Here is a 19,578-nt window from a genome sequence, read left to right as displayed (position 1 = left end):
GTGGGACATGTGATCGCGTACGCCGGGCTGGCGCCGGTGATGCGGCTCGCCGGCCGCTGTGGCCTGGGCGCGCTGGTCGGCGTGCACGTGGCGATCGCCGACCAGCGCAGAGTGAACGCCCCGGCGAAGGCCGCTTCGATCGTGGCGGCGATGTCGCACCCGACGAGTACGAGGCGACGCTCCTCCCCGCGGCCCGCGACGAGCTGATCGTCGGAGAGGAACGCATCCGATTCCTCGGCAGAAACCATGCCGAGCCGTACGACGCCTCCCTGGGGCAAGGACATCGGGAAATGCGGCCGCTGGAGGAGATCGGCAAGCGTGGACCGGCTGCCATGGCTGGGCACGTGGTGGAGATGCTACGCGGCTGCCGGTTCGGGGGATCGTGGGTAGTCGGCCCAATGAAACCGAGGCGGGCGGCGCGGTCCCCCAGGTCAGGTGACCGCGCCGCCCACAACATGGTGGGTTGCGCACCGACCGGCAAGGGGTGACGGAAGAGCGGGATCATAGCCTTTGCCGGTCAGCAGATCAGGGGTGACTCAGCGCTTGTACAGGGACCATTTGGCGGGCGACTGCTCACAGTAGTACCAGTCCCCGGGGTGGCCTGCGGCTTCGGCCTGCCTTTCCTCGAAGACACCCTCCACGGCGTGGCAGAAGAGTCCGCCGGCCTCGCTGTTGGCAAAGGTGCTGACCAGCGTGGCCGCCTGCGCCGGGGCGGCGAACAGGCCGACGCCGGAGGCGACGAGGGTCGCGACTACGACGACTCGCTTCTTGAGTTTCATGTGCGGCTTCCTTCCGTTTGATGTGCGGCGGTCGACGGCGTCGTTGCGGTCGATCGTCCACCGGTCGCGGAGCCGGCCAGCGTGGCCGGGCTCGTCGAGTGACGGACCTTCAGATCTTGATTTCTTCAAGTATTGACGCTTCAACGATATTTGATGTTGGTCGGCGAGATCAACCATTCGCCCTTGCCCGGTCCGACTCCGCTGGTCAGACCCCCCGGTGCGGCGCTCAACAGGCAGACCGCGGCCTCAGCGGGGTAGGCCCAGCTCGCCCGCGCGCAGCCCGGCCTGGAAGCGGGAGTCGGCATCGAGCTTGGCCATGAGCTCGGCCACGCGCCGCCGGTAGGTGCGCAGCGACAGGCCGAGCCGTTTGGCCGCCGACGCGTCGGTGCGTCCCGAGGCGAGGGCTTCGAGGATCAGGCGCCCGTCGGCATCGAGGTCCGGGACGTCGCTCCGCAGGTAGGCGTCGAGGTCGGCGGCGGTGTCCCAGATCGCCTGGAACAGGGAGTGGACGCCGTTGACCAGGTTCGGCGACGTGGTCACGGTGTACTCGCGGCCGGTGGGGCCCTCCATGCCGGCCAGGATCATCACCCGCCGGTCGATGAGGATGGTCTCGTACGGCAGCCGTGAGCCGCTGATCCGGACGAGGCCTCCCCTGTCGCGCACCTGCCGCAGGTGCGCGCGGGCCTCCTCGTCGGCGAGCGCGACCGGGCTCAGCAGCTTGCGGGAGGTGAAGCCCGAAGCGTGCATCCGGCTCCTGATCGCGGCTCTGGCCTGGGGCTGCGACCAGGTCTGGAGGTCTCGGGCGGCGCACAGGAACTCGGTCCGCGCGGACGCGAAGAGATGACCGGCACGCGCGATCAGCTCCGCGTCCCCACGCACCGAGAACACCTGCTCGTTCCGCATCCTTCCAGTCTGGCAGCATGCTGCCACGAGCTCGCCGGGGGTCGTGGCGGCGGACACCATGAGCGTCATGACGAGCAGAACCTTCTCCCTCGGCGGAGACCTGACCATCAACCGGCTCGGTTTCGGCGCGATGCGGCTGGCGACTGGCACCTTCGGCGGCCCGCCGCGTGCGCCGCAGAGCGGCATAGCGGTGCTGCGGCGCGCCGTGGAGCTGGGCGTGGACCACATCGACACGGCCGGCTTCTACAGCAGGGGCGACGTTCGGGCCAACGAGCTGATCCGTACGGCGCTGGCCCCTTACCGTGCCGGCCTGGTGATCGCGACGAAGGTCGGGCCGCTGCCCGGGCCGGACGGGGTACCGACCGGGCAGGCGGCGCCAGATCAGTTGCGCGGCCTGGTCGAGACGGATCTGCGCGCCCTCGGCCTGGATCGGCTCGATCTGGTCTATCTGCGGGTCGGCGGAATGACCGGGCCGGGCGGCGAGTCGATCGCCGAGCGGTTCGCGGTGCTGGCCGAGCTCCGCGCGCAGGGGCTGATCCGGCATCTGGGCGTGAGCAACGTCGACGCCGCCCAGCTCGCCGAGGCCCAGGCGGTCGCGCCCGTCACGGCGGTGCAGAACCGGCACACCGATGGTCCGGGGCTGCTGGCCCCATGTGAGAAGGCGGGCATCGCGTACGTACCGTACTTCCCGCTCGGCGGTGGTGTCGAGCCGCTCGACACCGCACGGCTCGGCAAGGTCGCGGCACGCCTGGGCGCGACCACCGCGCAGGTCGCGCTCGCCTCACTGCTGGCGACCTCGCCGTCGGTGCTGGCGATTCCGGGCACCGGCCGTCTCGATCACCTGGAGGAGAACCTCGCGGCGAACGATCTCAGTCTCACCGATGAGGACCTGTCCGACCTGCGAGGCTAAACGATCAATTTACGACGCATAGGGGAATCCCTACCCTTCTCCGCCATGTCGATCGGCGTTCGCCCTCTCACGGACCGTCATCATCGCAGTGACCAGGCAAGACCGCCCGGCCACCTGGACGCACCGGAGAGGGAAACGGATGAGCGTAGAGCAAGTAACACAGGCGGAGCAGGCCATCGGGCCGATCAGTCTGATCGCACCGCTGGAGGCCCCCGCACCGGCGCCCACGCCGGACAGGGTGTGGGAGCTTCCGGGCGGCACCGCCTGGGTGTACTACGGAGAAGGCCACCAGAACCTGGTCAATCCGGTCATCCTGGCCGACGGCTTCAACATGGGCCCGTCCGACCTGGACGAGTCCTGGCACTATCTGGAGCGGCAGGCGTACCCCCTGATCGGCGAGCTGCGCGGCCGGGGTCACGACGTCGTCCTTCTCGGCTTCGCCGAGCGCAGCGCCTCGATCCTGGACAACGCGCAGGCCGCGATCGCCGCCATCACCCAGACCATCACCGAACGGCACGGGAACACGCCGCTCACCGTCGGCGGCTTCAGCATGGGCGGCCTGGTCACCCGCTACGCCCTGGCCAAGATGGAGCACGAGGGACTCGACCACCAGACGGCCGTCTACGTCTCCTACGACAGTCCGCATCGGGGCGCGTGGATCCCGATCTCCCTGCAGGCGTTCGCGCACTTCATCAGGAAGGGCAATCCCACCTTCTCCCGTCAGATCAACAGCCCGGCCGCGCGCCAGCTGCTGTGCAGCCACATCTCCGAGGTCGCCGGCGACGCGCGGCAGGACGCGCTGCGTGACGACTTCCTCGCCCGGCTGAGCGAGGTCGGCTCGTGGCCGGTGATCCCGAAGAAGATCGGCGTCGCCAATGGCGCGGGGAACGGCACCGGCAACGGGGTTTCCGCCGGCGTCGAGGCGCTCAAGTGCACCGGCCTGCTCTTCAACGGCACCGTGCTCTACACCCAGTCCACCGGGGACGAGCAGCAGGTGGCCGTGCTCAAGAGCATCCTCGGCGCCAAGAACGTCCAGACCAACGGGCTCGCCGAGCTGGACGGCGCACCGGGCGGCACTCTGGAGTCCTTCGGCATTCTGGCCGATGCCCTGAACAAGCATGGCCAGGCCGAGGTGTACTACCGCTCTGTCTGCTTCGTCCCCGCGGTCAGCGCCGTGGCGATCCGCGACCTCGGACAGGACGATGTGTACGCGGACATCAGCAGCCTGCCCGCGTCGGAGAGCGAGCTGGACGAGTTCCTGTGCGCCTCCCAGAACGAAGGGCACACGCTGATCACCGAAGAGCTCTGCACCTGGATCCTCGGCCGGCTCCCGAAGCCGGCGTCATCATGATCGTTTGAGAGCCCGTGCCGGGATCTCGGTCATATGGACGGAATTCCCAACGGATATGCACTCCAGAGCCTCACGAGCATTCTGCGGGGCGAGGGCACTGCTGCGCATATCCGTTGTTCCTCTTCACCTCGGTATTCACCCGTCCGCTTTCGACACGTGCACGAGGAGATATTTCTCCCACTTCGACGGATCGGCCTTGAGGCCTTTCTCCAACTGCTGCTGCACTTCGAGGAAGAAGGAATCGGCACCCGCGAATCGGCGGGCCACCAACTCCGTGTGCTCCCACTTGCCCGAGCTCATCTTCATGGAGTCGGCGTTCTTGAAGGTGGTCTTCCAGCCATGCTTCGCGAGGCGCGCCTCCGCCCTGTCGAGCGCCTCGGCGAAAGACGAGGCTCCGACGTCCGTGATCAGGACGTCTATCCGTTGAATGTCCTCGTCCGACATCTGGTCGTCCGTGGTCCGCGCCACCACCGTGCCGATACTGAGAACCTCGTCGAGGGCGACCTGGTCGGCCTCCACGACCCTGGGAGCCCAGTCCGCGCACCCCGGAAGCAACAGCATGCCCAGCAGCGCAGGCATAATTCTGACCAGCCCGACGCCTTTGGCATATGTGCGCAACATAGCCCAAACCTCCACTTATGATATGAAACTAAGCCACCTTTCCTTGTGAGCATCATGCACTATCCACGGTAGGCTTGCGACGCGTTCGGAGTCATCCGTACACACTTCAGCGCATTGCCGCCTCGGCGGCGTGCCATTCCATCGCCAGCCCCATTTACGCTTCTTCGACTTATTGAAACGGAATCAGAGGCCGTAGCCGCCGGAGGCTTCGAGATTCTGGGCGGTGATCCAGCGGCCTTCCTCCGAGAGGAGCATCGCGATCACCATGCCGACGTCGTCCGGCTCGCCCAGGCGGCCGAGGGCGGTCTTCGCGGCGATGGCCGGGATCACCTCCGGGTAGCGCTCGAAGGCGTTGTCCCCGATCCGCGTCCGGGTGGCGCCGGGGGCGACGGAGTTGACGCGGATGCCGCGCTTGCTGAACTCCTTGGCCATGTAACGGGTGAGCACGGTCACGCCGCCCTTCATCGTCCCGTAGGCCGAATAGCCCTCCTCCAGGCCGGAGGGCAGCGCCGCGTTACTGGTGGTGTTGACGATGGCGCCGCCGTCGGCCAGCAGCGGCAGCAGGGTCTGGGTCAGGAAGTACGGCCCTTTGAGCAGGACCCGCATGAACTCGTCGAAGAGTTCCTCGGTGGTGTCCTCGAACAGCGCCATCCGGCCGAATCCGGCGTTGTTGACCAGATAGTCGAACGTGTCCCTTCGCCACACGTCGCGCAGCGCCGCGACGACGCTCTCGCGGAAGGCCGGGAAGGTCTCGCTCCTGCCGACGTCCAGAGGCAGCGCGACGGCCTGCCCACCCGCCTTCTCGATCATCGCGACCGTGTCGCGCGCGCCGGCCTGGTTGCCGTTGTAGGTCAGGATCACCCCGTCCCCGCGCTGGGCGATCTGGATGGCGGCGCTCTGCCCGATGCCGGAGCTGGCACCGGCGACAATGGCGATCTTCATCGTACGTACACCTGTCCATTCATGGAGGCCACTAACACTCTGTGGGAATCACTTCTCTCCTATTTGACCAGCTTGACCTGCATGAACGTTAGAACGATGCTCCTAAGAGCTTGCCTGATCCTCCCGATTTCGGGATTGGAGAGTGTCTGAGCCCGGTCCTGACAGAGCGGCGAGGAGCAGGTTCGCCAGTCTCGGAACCGCCGTGCCGGCCCTTTCTGGGGGAAGCGTCCGGAACGAGGCGATGGCCCACAGCCCGACCCGTACGTCCTCGACCGACAGCTCGGGCCGGACGGCTTTCGTACGCCGTGCGCTCTCGACGAGCCGTTGCAGCCCACGCGCGTGTGCGCGGCGCTGTTCGGCGAACGGGAGTCCGGCGGCGTGCGAGCCGAGCACCGCCTCGTTCAACCCCCGCTCCCGGACCTGGTGCTCGGCGAATCGGCGGATGAGTCCGCTCAGCGCGCGCCAGGGGTCGGGGTCGGCCAGGGCGGCCCGCATCGCCGCGCCGCAGTCGGTCACCTGCTCGGTGAGCACGGCGCCGATGAGGTCCGGCCGTGACGGGAAATGCCGGTAGAGCGTCGCGACGCCCAGGCCGGCCCGCCGGGCGATCTCGCGCATGGGCAGTTCCAGCCCTTCCGCGGCGAAGGCGGCATGCGCGACCGCCACGATGTGCCGCCGGTTGTGTTCCGCGTCAACGCGAGGTTTCCGAGTCACCGTGGTCGCCGCCCCTCTCACTTTCCCGCGATCCGAAGCACCCGTTCCGTTTGTCTGTTTAGCGTAGTAGCGCTCTTGCCAGCCAGGTGAAGAAGGTCATCATGTTCGCCGTTCAGTTCGACCGGTTCGGTCCTCCCGAAGTGCTCACCTTCGGGCCGTTCCCCGAGCCGCACGCAGGTCCTGGCCAGGTACGCATCGCCGTCAGGGCGGCCGGGGTCGCACCGGTCGACCTCGCGCTGCGTGCCGGCCGGTCGCCGTCGGGCGCGCAGCTTCCCCTGCCGCACATTCCGGGTGTGGACGCGGCCGGAGTGATCGACGAGGTCGGTGCGGGAGTGACCGGGTTCCGGGTCGGCGACGAGGTCTTCGGCACGGTCGACGTCTCCCGGCTCGGCGGCGCGAGCGCGGAGTTCGCCGTCCTGACCTTCTGGAGCTCGAAGCCGCCGTCGATGTCCTGGGCGGAAGCCGGCGCCGCCGGCACGAGTGTCGAGACGGCCACCCGGGCGCTCGACGTGCTCGGCGTGCGCGCGGGAACGACGCTCCTGATCGACGGCGCCGCAGGCGGTGTCGGAAGCGTCGCCGTGCAACTGGCGGTCGCCCGCGGCGCCCGCGTCATCGGCACGGCACGTCCGGAGAGCCAGGCGTTCCTCGCCGGCCTGGGCGCGATCCCCACCACCTACGGGCCGGGGCTGGCCGAGCGCGTCCGCGCTCTCGGCGAGCGGGCCGATCTCGCGCTGGACGTCGCCGGCGCCGGCTCGCTGCCCGAGCTCATCGCACTGACCGGCACGACGGCCTCGGTCCTCACGATCGCCGACTTCACCGCCCCCAAGCTCGGTGTACGGATCTCGCGCGGCGAACTCGGCGGCGAACCCGACGGACGCCACGGCCTCACCCGGGCGGCCACGCTCTCCGCGGAAGGACGCTTCCGTGTTCCGGTCCAGGAGGTGTTCCCGATGACGCAGGCGGCCAAGGCGCACGACGCCGCCACGCGAGGACCCCGGCAGGGGAAGCTCGCCCTCACCGCTGACTGAGCCCCTGGGCAGGCGCCGACCGGCCGCCGGTCCCTTGGAGGGAACCCGGCGGCCTTCTCAGCCGAGGCCTACACCGGGTCGAAGCGGAGCCGGAGCGTCGCCGCCCGAGCCGTCAGCTCGTACTGCGGCAGCGTGCCGGGGCCGCACGCGGCGGTGCCCACGCCGTGCTGGGCGAGGTCCAGGTTGACGTGCACGCGATCCCTCGGCACCAGGTCCGGCAGGTGGGTGGCGCGGTCGAGGTCGGCGGTGCTCCAGCGGCGGACGGTCAGCCCGAACTCCGGGCCGCCCGTCACCCTGACACCGGGGCCGTCGCCCCCGGTGAGCTCCGCCCAGCGGACGTCGGCCCGCTGTCCGTTCTCCTGCGGGTACACGTACGGCGTCTGCAGCTCGTCGACGCTCGCGCTCCAGCGGCCGACCCTGGCGGCCATCCCGGTGTCCGGGTACGCCTCCCCCGGTCCTCGACCGAACCAGGTGACCCGGTCGAACCGGCCCGGCAGGGACATGGCGACACCTAGCCGGGGGATCGGCTCGCTCCACTCGCCGTCGGGCTCGACGTCCACGACGAGCTCCAGCCCTTCGCCCACGGCGATCCACCGGTACGTGACCCGCATCCCGAGGTCGGTCGCCGCCGGTGCCACCCGGGTGCGCACGACCATCCCGTCCACCCCGTCCCCCGCCTCGACCGCGTCCACCCGGTGGGTGAGCCGATCCAGGCCGAGCAGCCGCCACCGGGCCTCCGCGCCGCTGTACCGGTCGTTGTCGATCGGCGCCCGCCAGAGCTCCAGGGCAGGCCCGTCGACCTCGACCCCGAACAACCGCACCAGCCGCCCACTGGCCGCGTCGAAAACCCCACCCCCGACCGCGACCTCCCCAACAGCGCCGACGCGGCAGGACGTTGTACGGGCATCCTCGGCGCGCTCGTACAGCACCCCACCCGAGGACAGCACCCCACCCGAAGACGGCACCCCACCCGAAGGCAGCCGCACCTGCCCCCAGGCCACCTCATGTCCCGCCGAGGCCCACGCCTCATCACGAGCCAGCACCGCCCGCACGGTCAGCCACCGCTCGCCGTCGCCCTCCGGCAGGTCGGGCAGCTTCACCTCACCCCCACCAGAAGCCACCTCCAGCGGAAACCCGCCGACCTCCACCCCATCCACCTCAACGACAGCGGAGAAGGCCAGGTGGGACAGATCGCGGAATCCATACAAACTGGACACCACCACCGCCCCGTCCGGGAACCCGAAGCGGACCGGCTCGTACACCTTCTTGAGGTCCAGCAGCCCGGGCGACGGCGTCCGGTCGGGGAACACCAGCCCGTCGATGACGAAGTTCCCGTCGTGGACCGGCTCCCCGTAGTCCCCGCCGTAGGCGTACCCGAGGGACGGGTGGGCCAGCCCGTGGTCGATCCACTCCCAGATGAAGCCGCCCGCCAGCCGCGGATACCGCTCGAACAGCTCCTGATACTCCGCGAGCCCGCCGGGCCCGTTCCCCATCGCGTGGGCGTACTCGCACTGCAGGAACGGCATCCCCCGCCGCCGCGCGTCCAGCGCCGGATCGTCCAGCGGGTCCTCGACGCCCTTCCCGATGGCCTCGACCTCGGCGTGCGAGGCGTACATCCGCGAGTACACGTCCACGTCCGGGCACGACCAGTCGCCCTCGTAGTGGATGGGCCGCGACGGGTCGCGCTCGCGGGTCCAGGCGGCCATGGCGGCGAGGTTGCGGCCCACGCCCGCCTCGTTGCCGAGGGACCACATGACGACGCTCGGGTGGTTTTTGTCGCGTTCGACCGTGCGGCGCATCCGGTCGAGGTACGCCTCCTCCCAGCGGGGGTCGTCGCTGGGGTTGTGCCGCCAGCCGACCTGGGTGAAGCCGTGCGTCTCCAGGTCGCACTCGTCGATCACCCACAGCCCGAGCTCGTCGCACAGGTGCAGGAAGTCGGGGTGCGGCGGGTAGTGGCTGGTCCGGACGGCGTTGACGTTGTGCCGCTTCATCAGCAGCACGTCCTCGACCATCGTCGCGTACGGCACCGCGCGCCCGTACGCGGGGTGGAACTCGTGCCGGTTGACCCCCTTGAACAGCAGCGGCCGCCCGTTGGCGAGCAGCACCCCGTCCTCGATGCTGATCGTCCGGAACCCGATCCGCATCCGCACGCTCTCCTCGGGCGTGACGAACACGCCTTCGTACAGCCGGGGCGTCTCGGCGGTCCAGGGCTCCACGTCGGCGGTGACCTCGACGCCGGGCTCCAGGCCGCTGATCCCGAGCTCGGGAACGCTGAGCAGGCCGTCGCCGTCGAAGCTGAGCGTGCCACGCCCCCCGGCGAAGCCCGCGTGCACGAACACGTCGGCGCTCGACCGGGTGAGCGTCACCTCCCGGAAGATGCCGGGCAGCCACCACATGTCCTGGTCCTCCAGGTAACTGGCGGCCGACCACTGGTGCACCCGCACGGCCAGCACGTTGCGCCCCGGCTTCAGCCACGGTCCCGCGTCGAACTCGGCGGGCAGCCGGCTGCCGGTGGTGAAGCCCAGGAGGTGCCCGTTCAGCCAGACCTTGGCGTACGACTCGACGCCTTCGAAACGCAGCCGGCCGCCGGTCCAGTCGTCCGGCAGGTCGAAGACGCGGCGGTGGTCGCCGGTCGGGTTCTCCGTGGGGACGTGCGGCGGGTCGATCGGGAAGGGGTAGGCGACATTGGTGTAGGCGGGCGCGCCGTGCCCGTGCAGCGGCCAGTGCGCCGGCACGGGCAGCTCGGCCCAGGTGGAGTCGTCGTAGCCGGGCTCGGCGAAGTCCTCAGCGGCACCGGCCGTGGGCGACAGGCGGAAGCGCCAGGTGCCGTTCAGGTCGAGGCTGGGGGCGTCGGAGCGCAGGGCCGCCCGAGGGGCGAGTCGGCCGGAACCAGGGGTGAAGTCTTCGCATTCCATCGCCGCAAGAGCCTAGAGGTTCGGCAGGGTTTCGTCAGCAATGAGGCCTGTGCGTACTTCTGGACGATCCGCAGTGATCCAGAGTTACGGCTGGTCCTCGGACGCGGCGAGATAGCCCGCGAGCAGGCTCTCGGCGACGGCGGCCACGCTGGAGTCGTCGGGCAGGAAGTCGGGGCTGTGCAGCCCCGCCTCGGTGTCGACGCCGACGAACATCATCAGCGACGGCACCACCGCGCCGTACTGCGCGAAGTCGTCCCCGCCGCAGGAGCGCAGCTCCTCGCTGACCGTGTGCCCCTGCTCCCGCAGCAGCTCCCCGGTCCGTACGGCGAGCGCCGTGTCGTTGACGAGCACCGGCTCGCCCGGGAAGACCCGCACCTCGGCCTCGCAGCCGTGCGCGCCGGCCACCTCCCGCACCTGCTCGGCGAAGCGCGCGTGCAGCGCCTCCCGCCAGCTCCGCGACAGCGTCCGCAGGGTCCCCCTGGCCACCGCCTCACCGGGGATGGCGTTGGGCGCGGTGCCCGCGTGCACCGTGCCGAACGTCACCACGGTCGGCACCATCGGGTCGGTCACCCGGCTGACGAGCTGCTGCGCGGCGACGATGACCTGCGCCATGGCGACCACCGGATCGCGGGCCAGATGCGGGTAGGCGGCGTGCCCGTCCCTGCCCCTGATCGTCACCCGGAACTCGTCGGCGGAGGCGTTGACCGCGCCGGGCGTGCAGGCGATCACGCCGGCGTCCAGCACGGGCTGCACGTGCGCGCCGACCATGGCGTTCACCTGAAGGCGCTGGAGCGCGCCCGCCTCGACGATGTCCCTGGCCCCGGACGGGAAGCTCTCCTCGCGCGGCTGCAGCACCACGACCAGCGGCGCGACCCGATCTGTGCCGTCCGCCACCGCTTCCAGGTCGCCGTGCCGCGTCCTGTGCGCCTCCAGGATGCACGCGACCCTGTCGACCGTGCGGGCGAGCGCCACCACGGCGGCCAGGTGGACGTCGTGGCCGCAGGCGTGCATGGCGCCGTTGACGGCCGCCCACGATACGCCGGTGCGCTCGACCAGGGGCAGCGCGTCCAGTTCGCCGCGCACGCCCACGGCCGGGCCGCCGCCGCCCACCCGGAGCATGGCGCCGGTGCCGGCGACGTACTCGACGTGCCCGTCCGGGAGCGCTTCGAGCACGCGTTTGAGCGTCGGCCCCTCCTTGCCCGACAGTCTCGGCTGGGCGTGCAGCTCCCGCCTGAGCTCCTGGGCGGCGTGCAACTCGGCGCGCAGCACCTCGCGCAGCAGGACGTCGCGGTGGTGTGCGCCCGTCACGCGGGGACCCCCAGACCGTAGACGCGCCGCGCGTTGCAGCCGCCGACCATGGTGACCACCCGCACCGCCTGCTCCGACGACCACTCGCCGTCGGCGACGAAGCCGCCGAGCACGCGGGCCATCGCCTGCCGCCACAGCACCGCCCCTAGGTGGTGCAGCTCGGCCGGCCCCCACGCGTCGGAGGAGAACAGCAGCTTGGCGAACGGCGCGACCTCCAGGCACTCGGCCACCAGCGCGTCGCTCCTGGCGCCGGTGTGGTGCAGGGCCAGGCCGACGTCGAAGTAGACGTGCGGGTACGCCTGCGCGAGGTAGCCGGCGTGCCGGTGGAAGGGGTAGCAGTGCAGCAGCATCAGGGGCACGCCCGCCGGCTCGGCCAGCTCGATCAGGCCGCGCAGCAGCAGCGGGTCGGAGCGGCGCAGGTCCAGGTCGGGGTCGCCGTAGCCGATGTGGAACTGCAGCGGCAGCCCCCGCTCCAGCCCGGCCCAGATGAGGTGGCGCAGCAGCACCGGGTCGTTCAGGCGGGCGCCGCCGGCGGCCAGCCAGCGTCCGGCCGCCTCGGTCACCTCGGCGGGCTCGGGCGGCGCGGGGTCGAAGTCGAGGCCGTGGCGGTAGGCGACGATGGTCTTGAGCCCCCGCGCCGACCGGGTGCGCTCCCACAGCACCTCGGCGAAGCGTGTGGCGAACCCGGCGGCCGTCACGCCCGTGGCGGCGACCTGCTCGGCGACGGCCTCCAGGCGCACGACCTCCTCCACCGGGACGCCGGTGACGTCGGCCATCGCGGACGGGCCGAGGATCTCCTCGGCCCGGTGGCCGGTCTCGATCAGGTAGTGGCCGACGCCCGAGGCGGTGAGCAGCCGCCGGTTCACCTCGTCGGCGCCGAGCCTGGCGCGGCGGGCCAGATAGGCCTCGGGCGAGGTGTGCGGTTCGAGGCCGAGCACTGGGGCGCAGTGGCGGAGGATGGCGTAGCCCAGCTGGGAGTCGAACTGCGTCATCCACTCCGGCACCGGCCGGTCCGACTCGGTGATCAGCTGCTCGAACTCGACCCGCGACAGGTCGTGGCCGCTGACGCCGTGCGCGTGGTGGTCGATCAACGGCAGGTCCTCGATGATCCGGTGCAGGCCGGGCGGGACGGTGAGGTCAGCGGCCATGTGCGCCCGTCCGGTCCTTGATCTCGTCGGTCATACAGCAACGTCCTACCCTCAGTGGCGAAAACCAGACCGTGCCCGCCACCGAGGCGGACGAACGTGAGGGACGGGCACGAAAGCCGCGCCCGTCCCTCCGCTGTCAGGCCGCCGCTCTGGCCGTGAGGGCGACGCCGGCCTGCGTGGTCTCGCCGCTGACCGTCACCGCCACGGTGACGTTCCCCCTGCGCAGGGCCGTCAGCGTGCCGGTGGCTGGGTCGAGCACGGCGACGTGCCACGGCTTGGCCGTAGACCGGGGGCCGACGTGCAGGTTGGGCGAGCCCGACCAGCGCGCCGACACCGGATGGGCCACGGGGACCACCCGCGTGCCCTGCCGGACGGTGGCGCTCACCCGCGCCGGGGCGCCGATCGCGACCGTGGCGGGCGCGGTCAGCGTGAGGTCGTCCACATGCGGGCGGACCTGGGCGCCGATCCAGGTGGGCGCGTCGACGAACCAGTTCCGCCTGACGTGCGCGGCCTCCTGGTCCGTCACGGGGTCCACGCCCCACAGCGACCAGCCGGTGAAGCCGCCGTCGTCGGGCGCGGTGGCGGGGTTCTTGCCGGAGTTGCCGTTGATGAAGTACGGCACCGCGTCCACGCGGGCGGCGTCGAACGTGCCGACGTGCGCGCCGATGTAGGCGGTGCCCTTGCCGGTCTCCCGCTGGAAGTCCGCCAGCCAGCCCTCGACCAGCGCGGCCTCCTTACGGTCGCCGAGCTGGCTGGCCTTGCCGGGCGTCGGGTCGCGCGGCGGCACGTGGAACAGCACCGCGACCGAGCCGACCGAGCGGTCCTCGGCCGCCTTGTCCAGTTGCGCGCGCAGCAGCGCGATCTGCTCGAAGCCGCCGCCTCGCAGGTTGAGCCTGGAGGTGTCGAGCGTGATGAACCGGGTGCCCTTGTGATCGAAGCTCCGGTACGTGTCGCCGAAGGCGGCCTTGAAGTTGTCGATCTTGCCGCCCATCACCTCATGGTTACCCGGGATGTAGTGATATTTCAGCTCACCGCCGAGTTCCTCGTCGAGGATCTTCTTCGCCAGCGCGAAGTCCTCCGGCGACGCCTCGTCCACCAGGTCACCGTTGATCAGCAAGAAGTCCGGCTCGGCCGCCTTGATCTCCCGCAGGGTGCGGCGGGCGTTGCGCACGATGTCGCTGTCGGGGTCGCGGGCCACGAACTGGGCGTCGGACATCACCGCGAACCGCCACGGCATGTCCGCCACCTGGGACCTGACCACCGGGTCGGCCACCTTCACCGGCTGCGGCGTCTCGACCGACGGGGACACCTTGGCGACCAGCCCGTCGATCAGGATCTCGTTGGTGTAGCTCGCGTCGGCCTTGGTCTCCGCCACGTAGAAGCGCCGCAGCTTGAGCGGGTAACTGACACCCGCCGGCACCGTGAACTCGACGTACTTCCAGCCGGTCCACGTCAGGTACGGCCCACGCAGGACCTGCGACTGCCCGGTGGCGTCGTAGAACTCCAGGCTGGGCCACTCCCCCTTGCCGGTGGAGTGGATCCACATCCCGAACGCCTGCGGCTGCCCCTCCACCACGATCTGCTGCGGCGGGCTCGCGTAGGCGGCGCGGGTGGCCGTGGACCGGGTGAAGTCGTAGGCGAGCTTGAGCCCGCCGCCGTCCCGCCCCGGCGCGGCCGACAGCGAGCCGGTGGCGCGCGCGGCGGCGAAGGTCCACGAGGCGGCGTCGTCGAAGCCGGCGACGGGCCGGTCCTCGAAGCCGACCGTGACGGGCACGGCCGTGCTCAGCTTGCCGACCTTGGCGGTGATGAGCCCGGACCCGGTGTCCCGCTTGGCCTTGACGGTGAAGTGGCCCTGCTCGGCCGGGGTCACCTCGAACAGGTCGCGGTCGTAGTCGAGGGTGAGGTCGTCCGGCTCGATGGGCGCGGAGTTGCCGTTGCGGTCGTAACCCACGACGCCGAAGGCGGCCGTGCCGTCGGCGCCGGGCAGGCCGACGCGGTCGGCGGTGGCGCCGAGCCGCTGCAGCGGTTGCAGCACGGTCAGCTCCAGGCTGCCCTTGGCCCTGCCCTTGGAGGCGGTGACCTCCGCCGTGCCGGGCACCAGGGCGTGGAACTTCCCGTCGCGGATGACGCCGTGCACGGCCGGGGTCGAGCGCCAGCGGGGTGTGCCGCTCGCCGGTCCGTACGTCTCGTCGTATCCGGCGGCGGTGAGCCGGCGGGTGAGCCCGGGGAAGACGCGGTCGGGACGCCCGCCACCGACCGGGGCGGCGCCGGGCGCCTTGGCCGGATCGCTCGCGGTCTCCAGCCAGAAGCCCTTGAGCGTGCCGCTGCCCTCGGGCGCGTAGAGCGCGAGGCCGTTGGGGACGTGCCGCTCGCCGCCGTCGGACGGGCTGTTCTCCACCTGGGCGTCGGCCTGGCCGGGCTCGCGGGCGAGCATGGTGGAGGAGCCGCCGCCGTCGAGGTTGAGCGCGTTGGCGGCGCCCAGCTCGATCATCATGGCGGCGAGCTGGTCGAGGGTGACGCCGCGGCTGTCGGCCTGACGGCCGTCCACGGTGAGCAGGTACATCTCGGTGCCGTCGGCGGAGAAGCCGACGGCGGTGCGCGGATGCGCGGCCTGGTCGGTGGAGTGCTGCGCCTGGCCGTCCTTGACCAGCACGTAGTTGCCGCCGACCGCGGCCTTGACCTGGCTGCCGTCGGAGGCCTTCGGCTGGTACGCGACCTCGACCGCGTCGCCCGGCCGGAGCGCGGCCAGGGCGGTCGCCCCGGCGTCGCGGCCGAGCAGGATCGTGGTCCCGGCCGGGATCGGGCCGCTGCCGGCCGCCTGCCGCACGGCGGCGACCTTCCCGTCGACGAGCTCGACCTCGGTGACGGCGGTGGCGCCCTCGACGGCGCGGGCCCTGGTGTAGGAGCCCCACAGCGGGGTGAACAGCCCGACGCCGTCCTTCTGCACGATCTGGTTGAACTGGGTCAGCTTGACCGGCGAGCCGCCGTCCGGGGTGGCGGTGCCCTCGAAGTACATCTTCAGCACCCGGCCGACGCCGTCACCGGTGATCGCGACCGCGTTCTCGTGGCCGGCGACGGGTGACTGGACGAGGCTGCCGTTCTGGACGCCGACGCCCTGGGCGGCGCCGGAGTTGTTGATGTCGAAGAAGTCGCCGTTGACGGCCGCGACGGCACGCGAGCGTCTGGCGGGCCCGGACAGGGGCTCGGTCTTGGACACCTCACCGGAGAAGACGTAGTCGGCGCGGGCGCCGCCGCCGAGGTCGGCGGTGAGGGCGTCGGCCCTCAGCCAGCCGAGCGCGTCGAACCGGTCGAACGAGGTCAGGGAGATGCCCGGGGCGACCGGCCTGGTCTTCTTGACCGTGTCCAGGCCGTCGCCGGGCTCGGCCGCGGTGAGCATCACCGAGGGGGGCGGGTAGGACGACGCCTTGGGCGCGTCCTCGGCGGGGGGGTGGGGGATCGGCCTGCGCGGGGGCTGCGGTCAGGGACATGGGCCCTAACACGAGCGCAGCGGCGGCCAGTAAACGGAGGGTCTGCACGACCGAACTCAATCGCCCATGGATATAAGTTTCAAGGCTTGAGCGTGAACTAAAAGATAATTTCAGCCCCCGTACGCGAGCCGCCCCGCCCTACTCCCCGCCTATGCCTTGCCCGCCACCACTCCGGCGTGCCCGTCGCTCTCGTTCGCGGCGTCGTCCTCCACGTCTCCGGCCACCGGCGCCTCCTCCGGCGCGGAGTTGATCCCGGCGTAGAGGACCAGCGGCACCGCCAGCGCCACCACCATGGACAGCACGGCGGTGCCCGAGTCGTTGACCAGCATGCCGACCACACCGCTGACCAGCGCGCCGATCAACCCGGCCCGCAGCATGGGGGCCCGGGCGAACGCCAGCGGCACCACCCCGGCGCTGATCTTGCCGGGCCGCATGATCGCGAAGATCAGGAACGCCAGGCCGGCGATCACGATCGGCATGAGGTTCGGCGAGAGCATCGTGCTGAGCATCGCGCCCAGCTTGCGGAAGATCATCGGCAGGAAGGTCCCGTCGATCACCTGACCGACGAACCGGCCCAGATGCGTCTGCTGGGCCAGCGGCCGCTGGAAGTCGAGCACCGCGATCACCGACACGGCCAGCCCGCCCAGCGCGCAGAACCCGACGAACTTCACCACCGACACCCGCTGACCGGCCACCAGCAGCGCCGTCACCGCGATGCCCGGCACGAACGCGATCACCCCGCCGAAGTCGCTGCCGATCCCCGGCCAGCCCGCCAGCAGCATCGCGGCCACGCCGAGCCCGGCCACCAGGCCGACCGCCACCCGCCGGCGCCCGACGCGGACCAGATGGTCGGCGGCCACGGCGGTCGTCATCAGCACCGCGGTGGCCAGCAGCGCGAACGGGATGTTGGCCAGCCCGTAGTAGCGCCCGCCCACCACGGCGGTGTAGCCCATGAGGCTGTTGAACTGCAGCGTCGTCCCCGTCAGCAGGTCGGCGACGAGCACCGCCCCGGTGATCGCCGCCACCACCGCGGGCGGCCCGAGCGCGCTGCGCCGCCACGGACCCGCCACGGCCACGCCCATGATCACCACGGCGATGGCGATCACCCCGCCGACCAGCAGCGCCACCGGCTGGTCACCGCGCACCCACGGCAGCAGGTTGACCAGGTAGGTCGACACCGGGATCGAGGCGATACCGAGCGCCACCACCCCGACCGCGGTGGCCTTCCTGCGCCGGGACAGCACGTAGTAGGCGATCGAGTAGAAGGCCACCTGCGTGATCGCGAAACCGGTGAAGAACAGGCCGGTCGTGCTGCGCACGCTGGTGCCCATCAGGTCCGCGTCGCGCAGCTCGGCCACCGCCGTCTCCAGGGAGGCTCGCTCCCCCGCCTCCCACGGCAGGCCGATGATCGTGGGCGGGATCGCGATGCCCGCCGCGGTCAGCACGGTGGGCGTAATGTCGGTGAGGATGACGATGTCGTCGCGGCGGGTGGAACGGGTGCCGAGGTAGGCGCCCGTCGCCTCGGCGCGCTTCCACATCGCCACCCGCAGGTGCGGCACCGACCCGTGGTCGCCGGTCCCGGCCAGCACCACCTGGGTGTCGGCGGGCAGCTTGGCCAGCACCGCGCCCACCTCGGCGTCGGCGGCGCGCACCGCCTCCCGGCGCGCGTCGGCCGGCAGCACCTCCGGCTCCTTGGCCAGCTTGCCGTCCACGAGGTACGGAGTGATCAGCTCGTCGACGTCCACGGCCAGCACCTGGCAGCGCGTCCAGTCGGTCAGCGCGGCCGGCTCCTCGGCGTAAACGTCCACCTTGCCGTCGCGGTCGGCCAGCGCGAGCGCGGCGCCTCTGCCGACGGCCGTGGTGCACTGGCCCGCGGCGTGCACGGCGGAGCCGAGCGTGCCCACGTAGCCGCCGTCACGCTTGGCGAGAAGATCAGCGAAGCCGGGCACCGTCGCGCCCTCGCCCAGCTTCTCGGGGACGGGCGGCAGGCCGCAGGTCTGGCCGTAGGCGGAGCGGATGCCCGCCGAGACGGTCATCCAGCCGTCGAACGGGCAGGCCACGGTGCCGAGGGTCTTCACCGAGACCGAGCCGAGGTCGCTCTGCCCGGCCAGCCGCCACAGGTTGGGGGTGAGCCCCGGGTCGACGTCGTCCCAGTGCAGGCCGGGCACCCCCACGAACGCCACCCGGCCGGGGGCGGCGCTCTCGGAGACCTCCGACGTGCCGGCGGCCGGGGGGCTGTCGGCGAGCGTCGCCGCCGCGGCGCCCGCGGGCACCGCCCACCACAACGCCGACGCGACCAGCAGGAACAGCGCCCACCTCACCGTTGGCCCCCATACGGAGAAGGAGCCCGCGTGTCGGATATGACCCCGCCCGACCGCGGCGCTCATGTCAGGAAACGTGGGCAACCTAGCACGAGCCGGCCCCTGTTGACTTCCCCGCGCAGATGCCCGAACCGGATGGATTAGGGGGCCGATGCCCGATCACCTGGCCGGAGGCGACCCGCATGGTCCCCGCTGCGGGCCGGACGTCACCACAGGGCTCCGATCACCACGCCGGCCACGAGTATCGCCACCACGGCGTAGCGGAACACCGCCATCCGCGTCCGAGAGCTCCTCATGAGGGTGGCCCCTCAGGCCTCGGGGCCGAGGCCGGCGCGTTCTTCCAGGCGGGCGATGCGCTGAAGAAGAGGCTGAAGCTGGTCGCGCACCGTGGTGGCCAGCAACTGGGCCACGTCCGCCGGTTGCGCCGCCTGCTGAGCCTGCCCGCGCAGGTGGACGTACCCCGCCAGGGCCGCCACCACGGCGCGTCTCGTCAGCCGGGGGTCGGCGCCCAGCCCGCGCAGGACCTGCCCGGCGGTCCCGTCAGGCTCGGCGACGAGGCCGAGCAGGAGGTGCTCGCAGCCGACGTAGTTGTGACCGAGCGAGGTCGACTCCGTGACGGCGAACTCCAGCGCGTTGGCCGCCGTCGCGCTGAAGCGCCGCGCCTGCCCGGCCTCGCCGGGGGCCGCGGGCGTCCGCTGCACGAGGTCGCGTCGTACCTGGTCGAGCTCGATGTCCATGGCGCGCAGCACGTGCAGGGCGAGGTTGCCGCCCTCGTCGAGCATGCCGGCCAGCAGGTGCCCGGTGCCGACGGCCGCGGCGCCGTCCGCGCCGGCCCGGTCGACGGCGAGTTTGAGCACCGTACGCGTCCTGTCCGTCAGGTGGACCAGCGCCCCGGTGGGCACCTCGAGGTCGAGATCGGTCAGCACGGTCTCCCTGATGGCGGTCACCCTGCGCACCGCCTGCTCCAGAGCCCGCTGGCAGACGGCCGACACCGGCACGCCCGCCTCCTTGACCGCCTCCGCCAGCTCGTCCGGCAGATACACGTTGATCTTCGGCATCGCACACCTCCAGCGTTGAGTAACCCCACTATAACCCCCAAGGGGTTATGCACAACGGACGGAAAAGACATCCGATCACTGGTATTGACGCGCAC

15 protein-coding genes are annotated in these 19,578 nt (G+C 71.2%); 4 read left to right on the top strand and 11 right to left on the bottom strand.

The features are described from left to right. On the top strand, positions 1-207 hold the full coding sequence (locus tag ACTMTF_RS04855) for a hypothetical protein (protein ID WP_441109410.1): 207 nt from the start codon (positions 1-3) through the stop codon (positions 205-207). Between the two features lie 329 nt (positions 208-536). On the opposite strand, the gene ACTMTF_RS04850 is transcribed toward ACTMTF_RS04855, so the two are convergent. Continuing rightward, entirely contained in the window at positions 537-956 is a 420-nt protein-coding gene (locus ACTMTF_RS04850; RefSeq protein ID WP_441109409.1) for a hypothetical protein, read from the bottom strand. 69 nt (positions 957-1,025) lie between these two features. Then, positions 1,026-1,751, bottom strand: a complete 726-nt coding sequence (locus ACTMTF_RS04845; RefSeq protein ID WP_441109408.1) for a DNA-binding response regulator — start codon at positions 1,749-1,751, stop codon at positions 1,026-1,028. On the opposite strand from ACTMTF_RS04845, the gene ACTMTF_RS04840 reads away from it, so the two are divergent. Together ACTMTF_RS04840 and ACTMTF_RS04835 are read left to right on the top strand one after the other, a co-directional pair. Further along, entirely contained in the window at positions 1,750-2,592 is an 843-nt protein-coding gene (locus tag ACTMTF_RS04840) for an oxidoreductase (RefSeq protein WP_441109407.1), read from the top strand. The two genes, ACTMTF_RS04845 and ACTMTF_RS04840, sit on opposite strands and share 2 nt — an antisense overlap. A 139-nt stretch (positions 2,593-2,731) precedes the next feature. Beyond that, positions 2,732-3,943 (top strand): esterase/lipase family protein, encoded by a 1,212-nt coding sequence (locus tag ACTMTF_RS04835; protein WP_441109406.1) that lies wholly within the window; start codon positions 2,732-2,734, stop codon positions 3,941-3,943. Between the two features lie 135 nt (positions 3,944-4,078). On the opposite strand, the gene ACTMTF_RS04830 is transcribed toward ACTMTF_RS04835, so the two are convergent. The 3 genes from ACTMTF_RS04830 to ACTMTF_RS04820 all read right to left on the bottom strand — a co-directional run bounded on the left by ACTMTF_RS04830 (position 4,079) and on the right by ACTMTF_RS04820 (position 6,217). Next, complete coding sequence (locus tag ACTMTF_RS04830; RefSeq protein WP_441109405.1) at positions 4,079-4,522, bottom strand: hypothetical protein; 444 nt, start codon at positions 4,520-4,522, stop codon at positions 4,079-4,081. 225 nt (positions 4,523-4,747) lie between these two features. Next, a complete protein-coding gene (locus ACTMTF_RS04825; RefSeq protein WP_441109404.1) occupies positions 4,748-5,506 on the bottom strand; it encodes an SDR family NAD(P)-dependent oxidoreductase in 759 nt (252 codons plus the stop codon). A 102-nt stretch (positions 5,507-5,608) separates the two neighbouring features. Beyond that, entirely contained in the window at positions 5,609-6,217 is a 609-nt protein-coding gene (locus ACTMTF_RS04820; protein WP_441109403.1) for a TetR/AcrR family transcriptional regulator, read from the bottom strand. A 101-nt stretch (positions 6,218-6,318) separates the two neighbouring features. Between ACTMTF_RS04820 and ACTMTF_RS04815 the strand changes: the two genes are divergently transcribed. Beyond that, positions 6,319-7,245: an NADP-dependent oxidoreductase gene (locus ACTMTF_RS04815; protein WP_441109402.1), complete on the top strand. Its 927-nt coding sequence runs from the start codon at positions 6,319-6,321 to the stop codon at positions 7,243-7,245. A gap of 68 nt (positions 7,246-7,313) precedes the next feature. Here the strand turns inward: ACTMTF_RS04815 and ACTMTF_RS04810 are convergent, their stop codons facing one another. The 6 genes from ACTMTF_RS04810 to ACTMTF_RS04785 form a co-directional block, all read right to left on the bottom strand. Beyond that, complete coding sequence (locus ACTMTF_RS04810; protein WP_441109401.1) at positions 7,314-10,160, bottom strand: glycoside hydrolase family 2 TIM barrel-domain containing protein; 2,847 nt, start codon at positions 10,158-10,160, stop codon at positions 7,314-7,316. Between the two features lie 84 nt (positions 10,161-10,244). Continuing rightward, positions 10,245-11,468 (bottom strand): M20 metallopeptidase family protein, encoded by a 1,224-nt coding sequence (locus ACTMTF_RS04805; protein ID WP_441109400.1) that lies wholly within the window; start codon positions 11,466-11,468, stop codon positions 10,245-10,247. Beyond that, entirely contained in the window at positions 11,465-12,616 is a 1,152-nt protein-coding gene (locus ACTMTF_RS04800) for an amidohydrolase family protein (RefSeq protein ID WP_441109399.1), read from the bottom strand. Before ACTMTF_RS04800 ends, ACTMTF_RS04805 begins: the two co-directional genes overlap by 4 nt. Before the next feature lie 136 nt (positions 12,617-12,752). Next, complete coding sequence (locus ACTMTF_RS04795; RefSeq protein WP_441109824.1) at positions 12,753-16,013, bottom strand: phosphodiester glycosidase family protein; 3,261 nt, start codon at positions 16,011-16,013, stop codon at positions 12,753-12,755. A 240-nt stretch (positions 16,014-16,253) separates the two neighbouring features. Further along, positions 16,254-18,425 (bottom strand): hypothetical protein, encoded by a 2,172-nt coding sequence (locus ACTMTF_RS04790; protein ID WP_441109398.1) that lies wholly within the window; start codon positions 18,423-18,425, stop codon positions 16,254-16,256. A 308-nt stretch (positions 18,426-18,733) separates the two neighbouring features. Continuing rightward, a complete protein-coding gene (locus ACTMTF_RS04785; RefSeq protein WP_441109397.1) occupies positions 18,734-19,483 on the bottom strand; it encodes a Clp protease N-terminal domain-containing protein in 750 nt (249 codons plus the stop codon). Positions 19,484-19,578 lie beyond the last annotated feature (95 nt).

This window comes from Nonomuraea sp. ZG12 (genome assembly GCF_052068115.1).
Classification (GTDB): Bacteria; Actinomycetota; Actinomycetes; order Streptosporangiales; family Streptosporangiaceae; genus Nonomuraea.
The sequence above is the reverse complement of the archived record's forward strand: the minus strand, read 5'-3'. Positions and strand labels throughout refer to the sequence as shown.

Bases quoted from the DNA above. Each gene is read 5' to 3' on its own strand.
- ACTMTF_RS04850 (WP_441109409.1), bottom strand. From the start codon at position 956: ATGGTTGATCTCGCCGACCAACATCAAATATCGTTGAAGCGTCAATAC.
- ACTMTF_RS04840 (WP_441109407.1), top strand. From the start codon at position 1,750: ATGACGAGCAGAACCTTCTCCCTCGGCGGAGACCTGACCATCAACCGG.
- ACTMTF_RS04845 (WP_441109408.1), bottom strand. From the start codon at position 1,751: ATGACGCTCATGGTGTCCGCCGCCACGACCCCCGGCGAGCTCGTGGCA.
- ACTMTF_RS04835 (WP_441109406.1), top strand. From the start codon at position 2,732: ATGAGCGTAGAGCAAGTAACACAGGCGGAGCAGGCCATCGGGCCGATC.
- ACTMTF_RS04830 (WP_441109405.1), bottom strand. From the start codon at position 4,522: ATGCCTGCGCTGCTGGGCATGCTGTTGCTTCCGGGGTGCGCGGACTGG.
- ACTMTF_RS04825 (WP_441109404.1), bottom strand. From the start codon at position 5,506: ATGAAGATCGCCATTGTCGCCGGTGCCAGCTCCGGCATCGGGCAGAGC.
- ACTMTF_RS04815 (WP_441109402.1), top strand. From the start codon at position 6,319: ATGTTCGCCGTTCAGTTCGACCGGTTCGGTCCTCCCGAAGTGCTCACC.
- ACTMTF_RS04810 (WP_441109401.1), bottom strand. From the start codon at position 10,160: ATGGAATGCGAAGACTTCACCCCTGGTTCCGGCCGACTCGCCCCTCGG.
- ACTMTF_RS04800 (WP_441109399.1), bottom strand. From the start codon at position 12,616: ATGGCCGCTGACCTCACCGTCCCGCCCGGCCTGCACCGGATCATCGAG.
- ACTMTF_RS04795 (WP_441109824.1), bottom strand. From the start codon at position 16,013: ATGCTCACCGCGGCCGAGCCCGGCGACGGCCTGGACACGGTCAAGAAG.
- ACTMTF_RS04785 (WP_441109397.1), bottom strand. From the start codon at position 19,483: ATGCCGAAGATCAACGTGTATCTGCCGGACGAGCTGGCGGAGGCGGTC.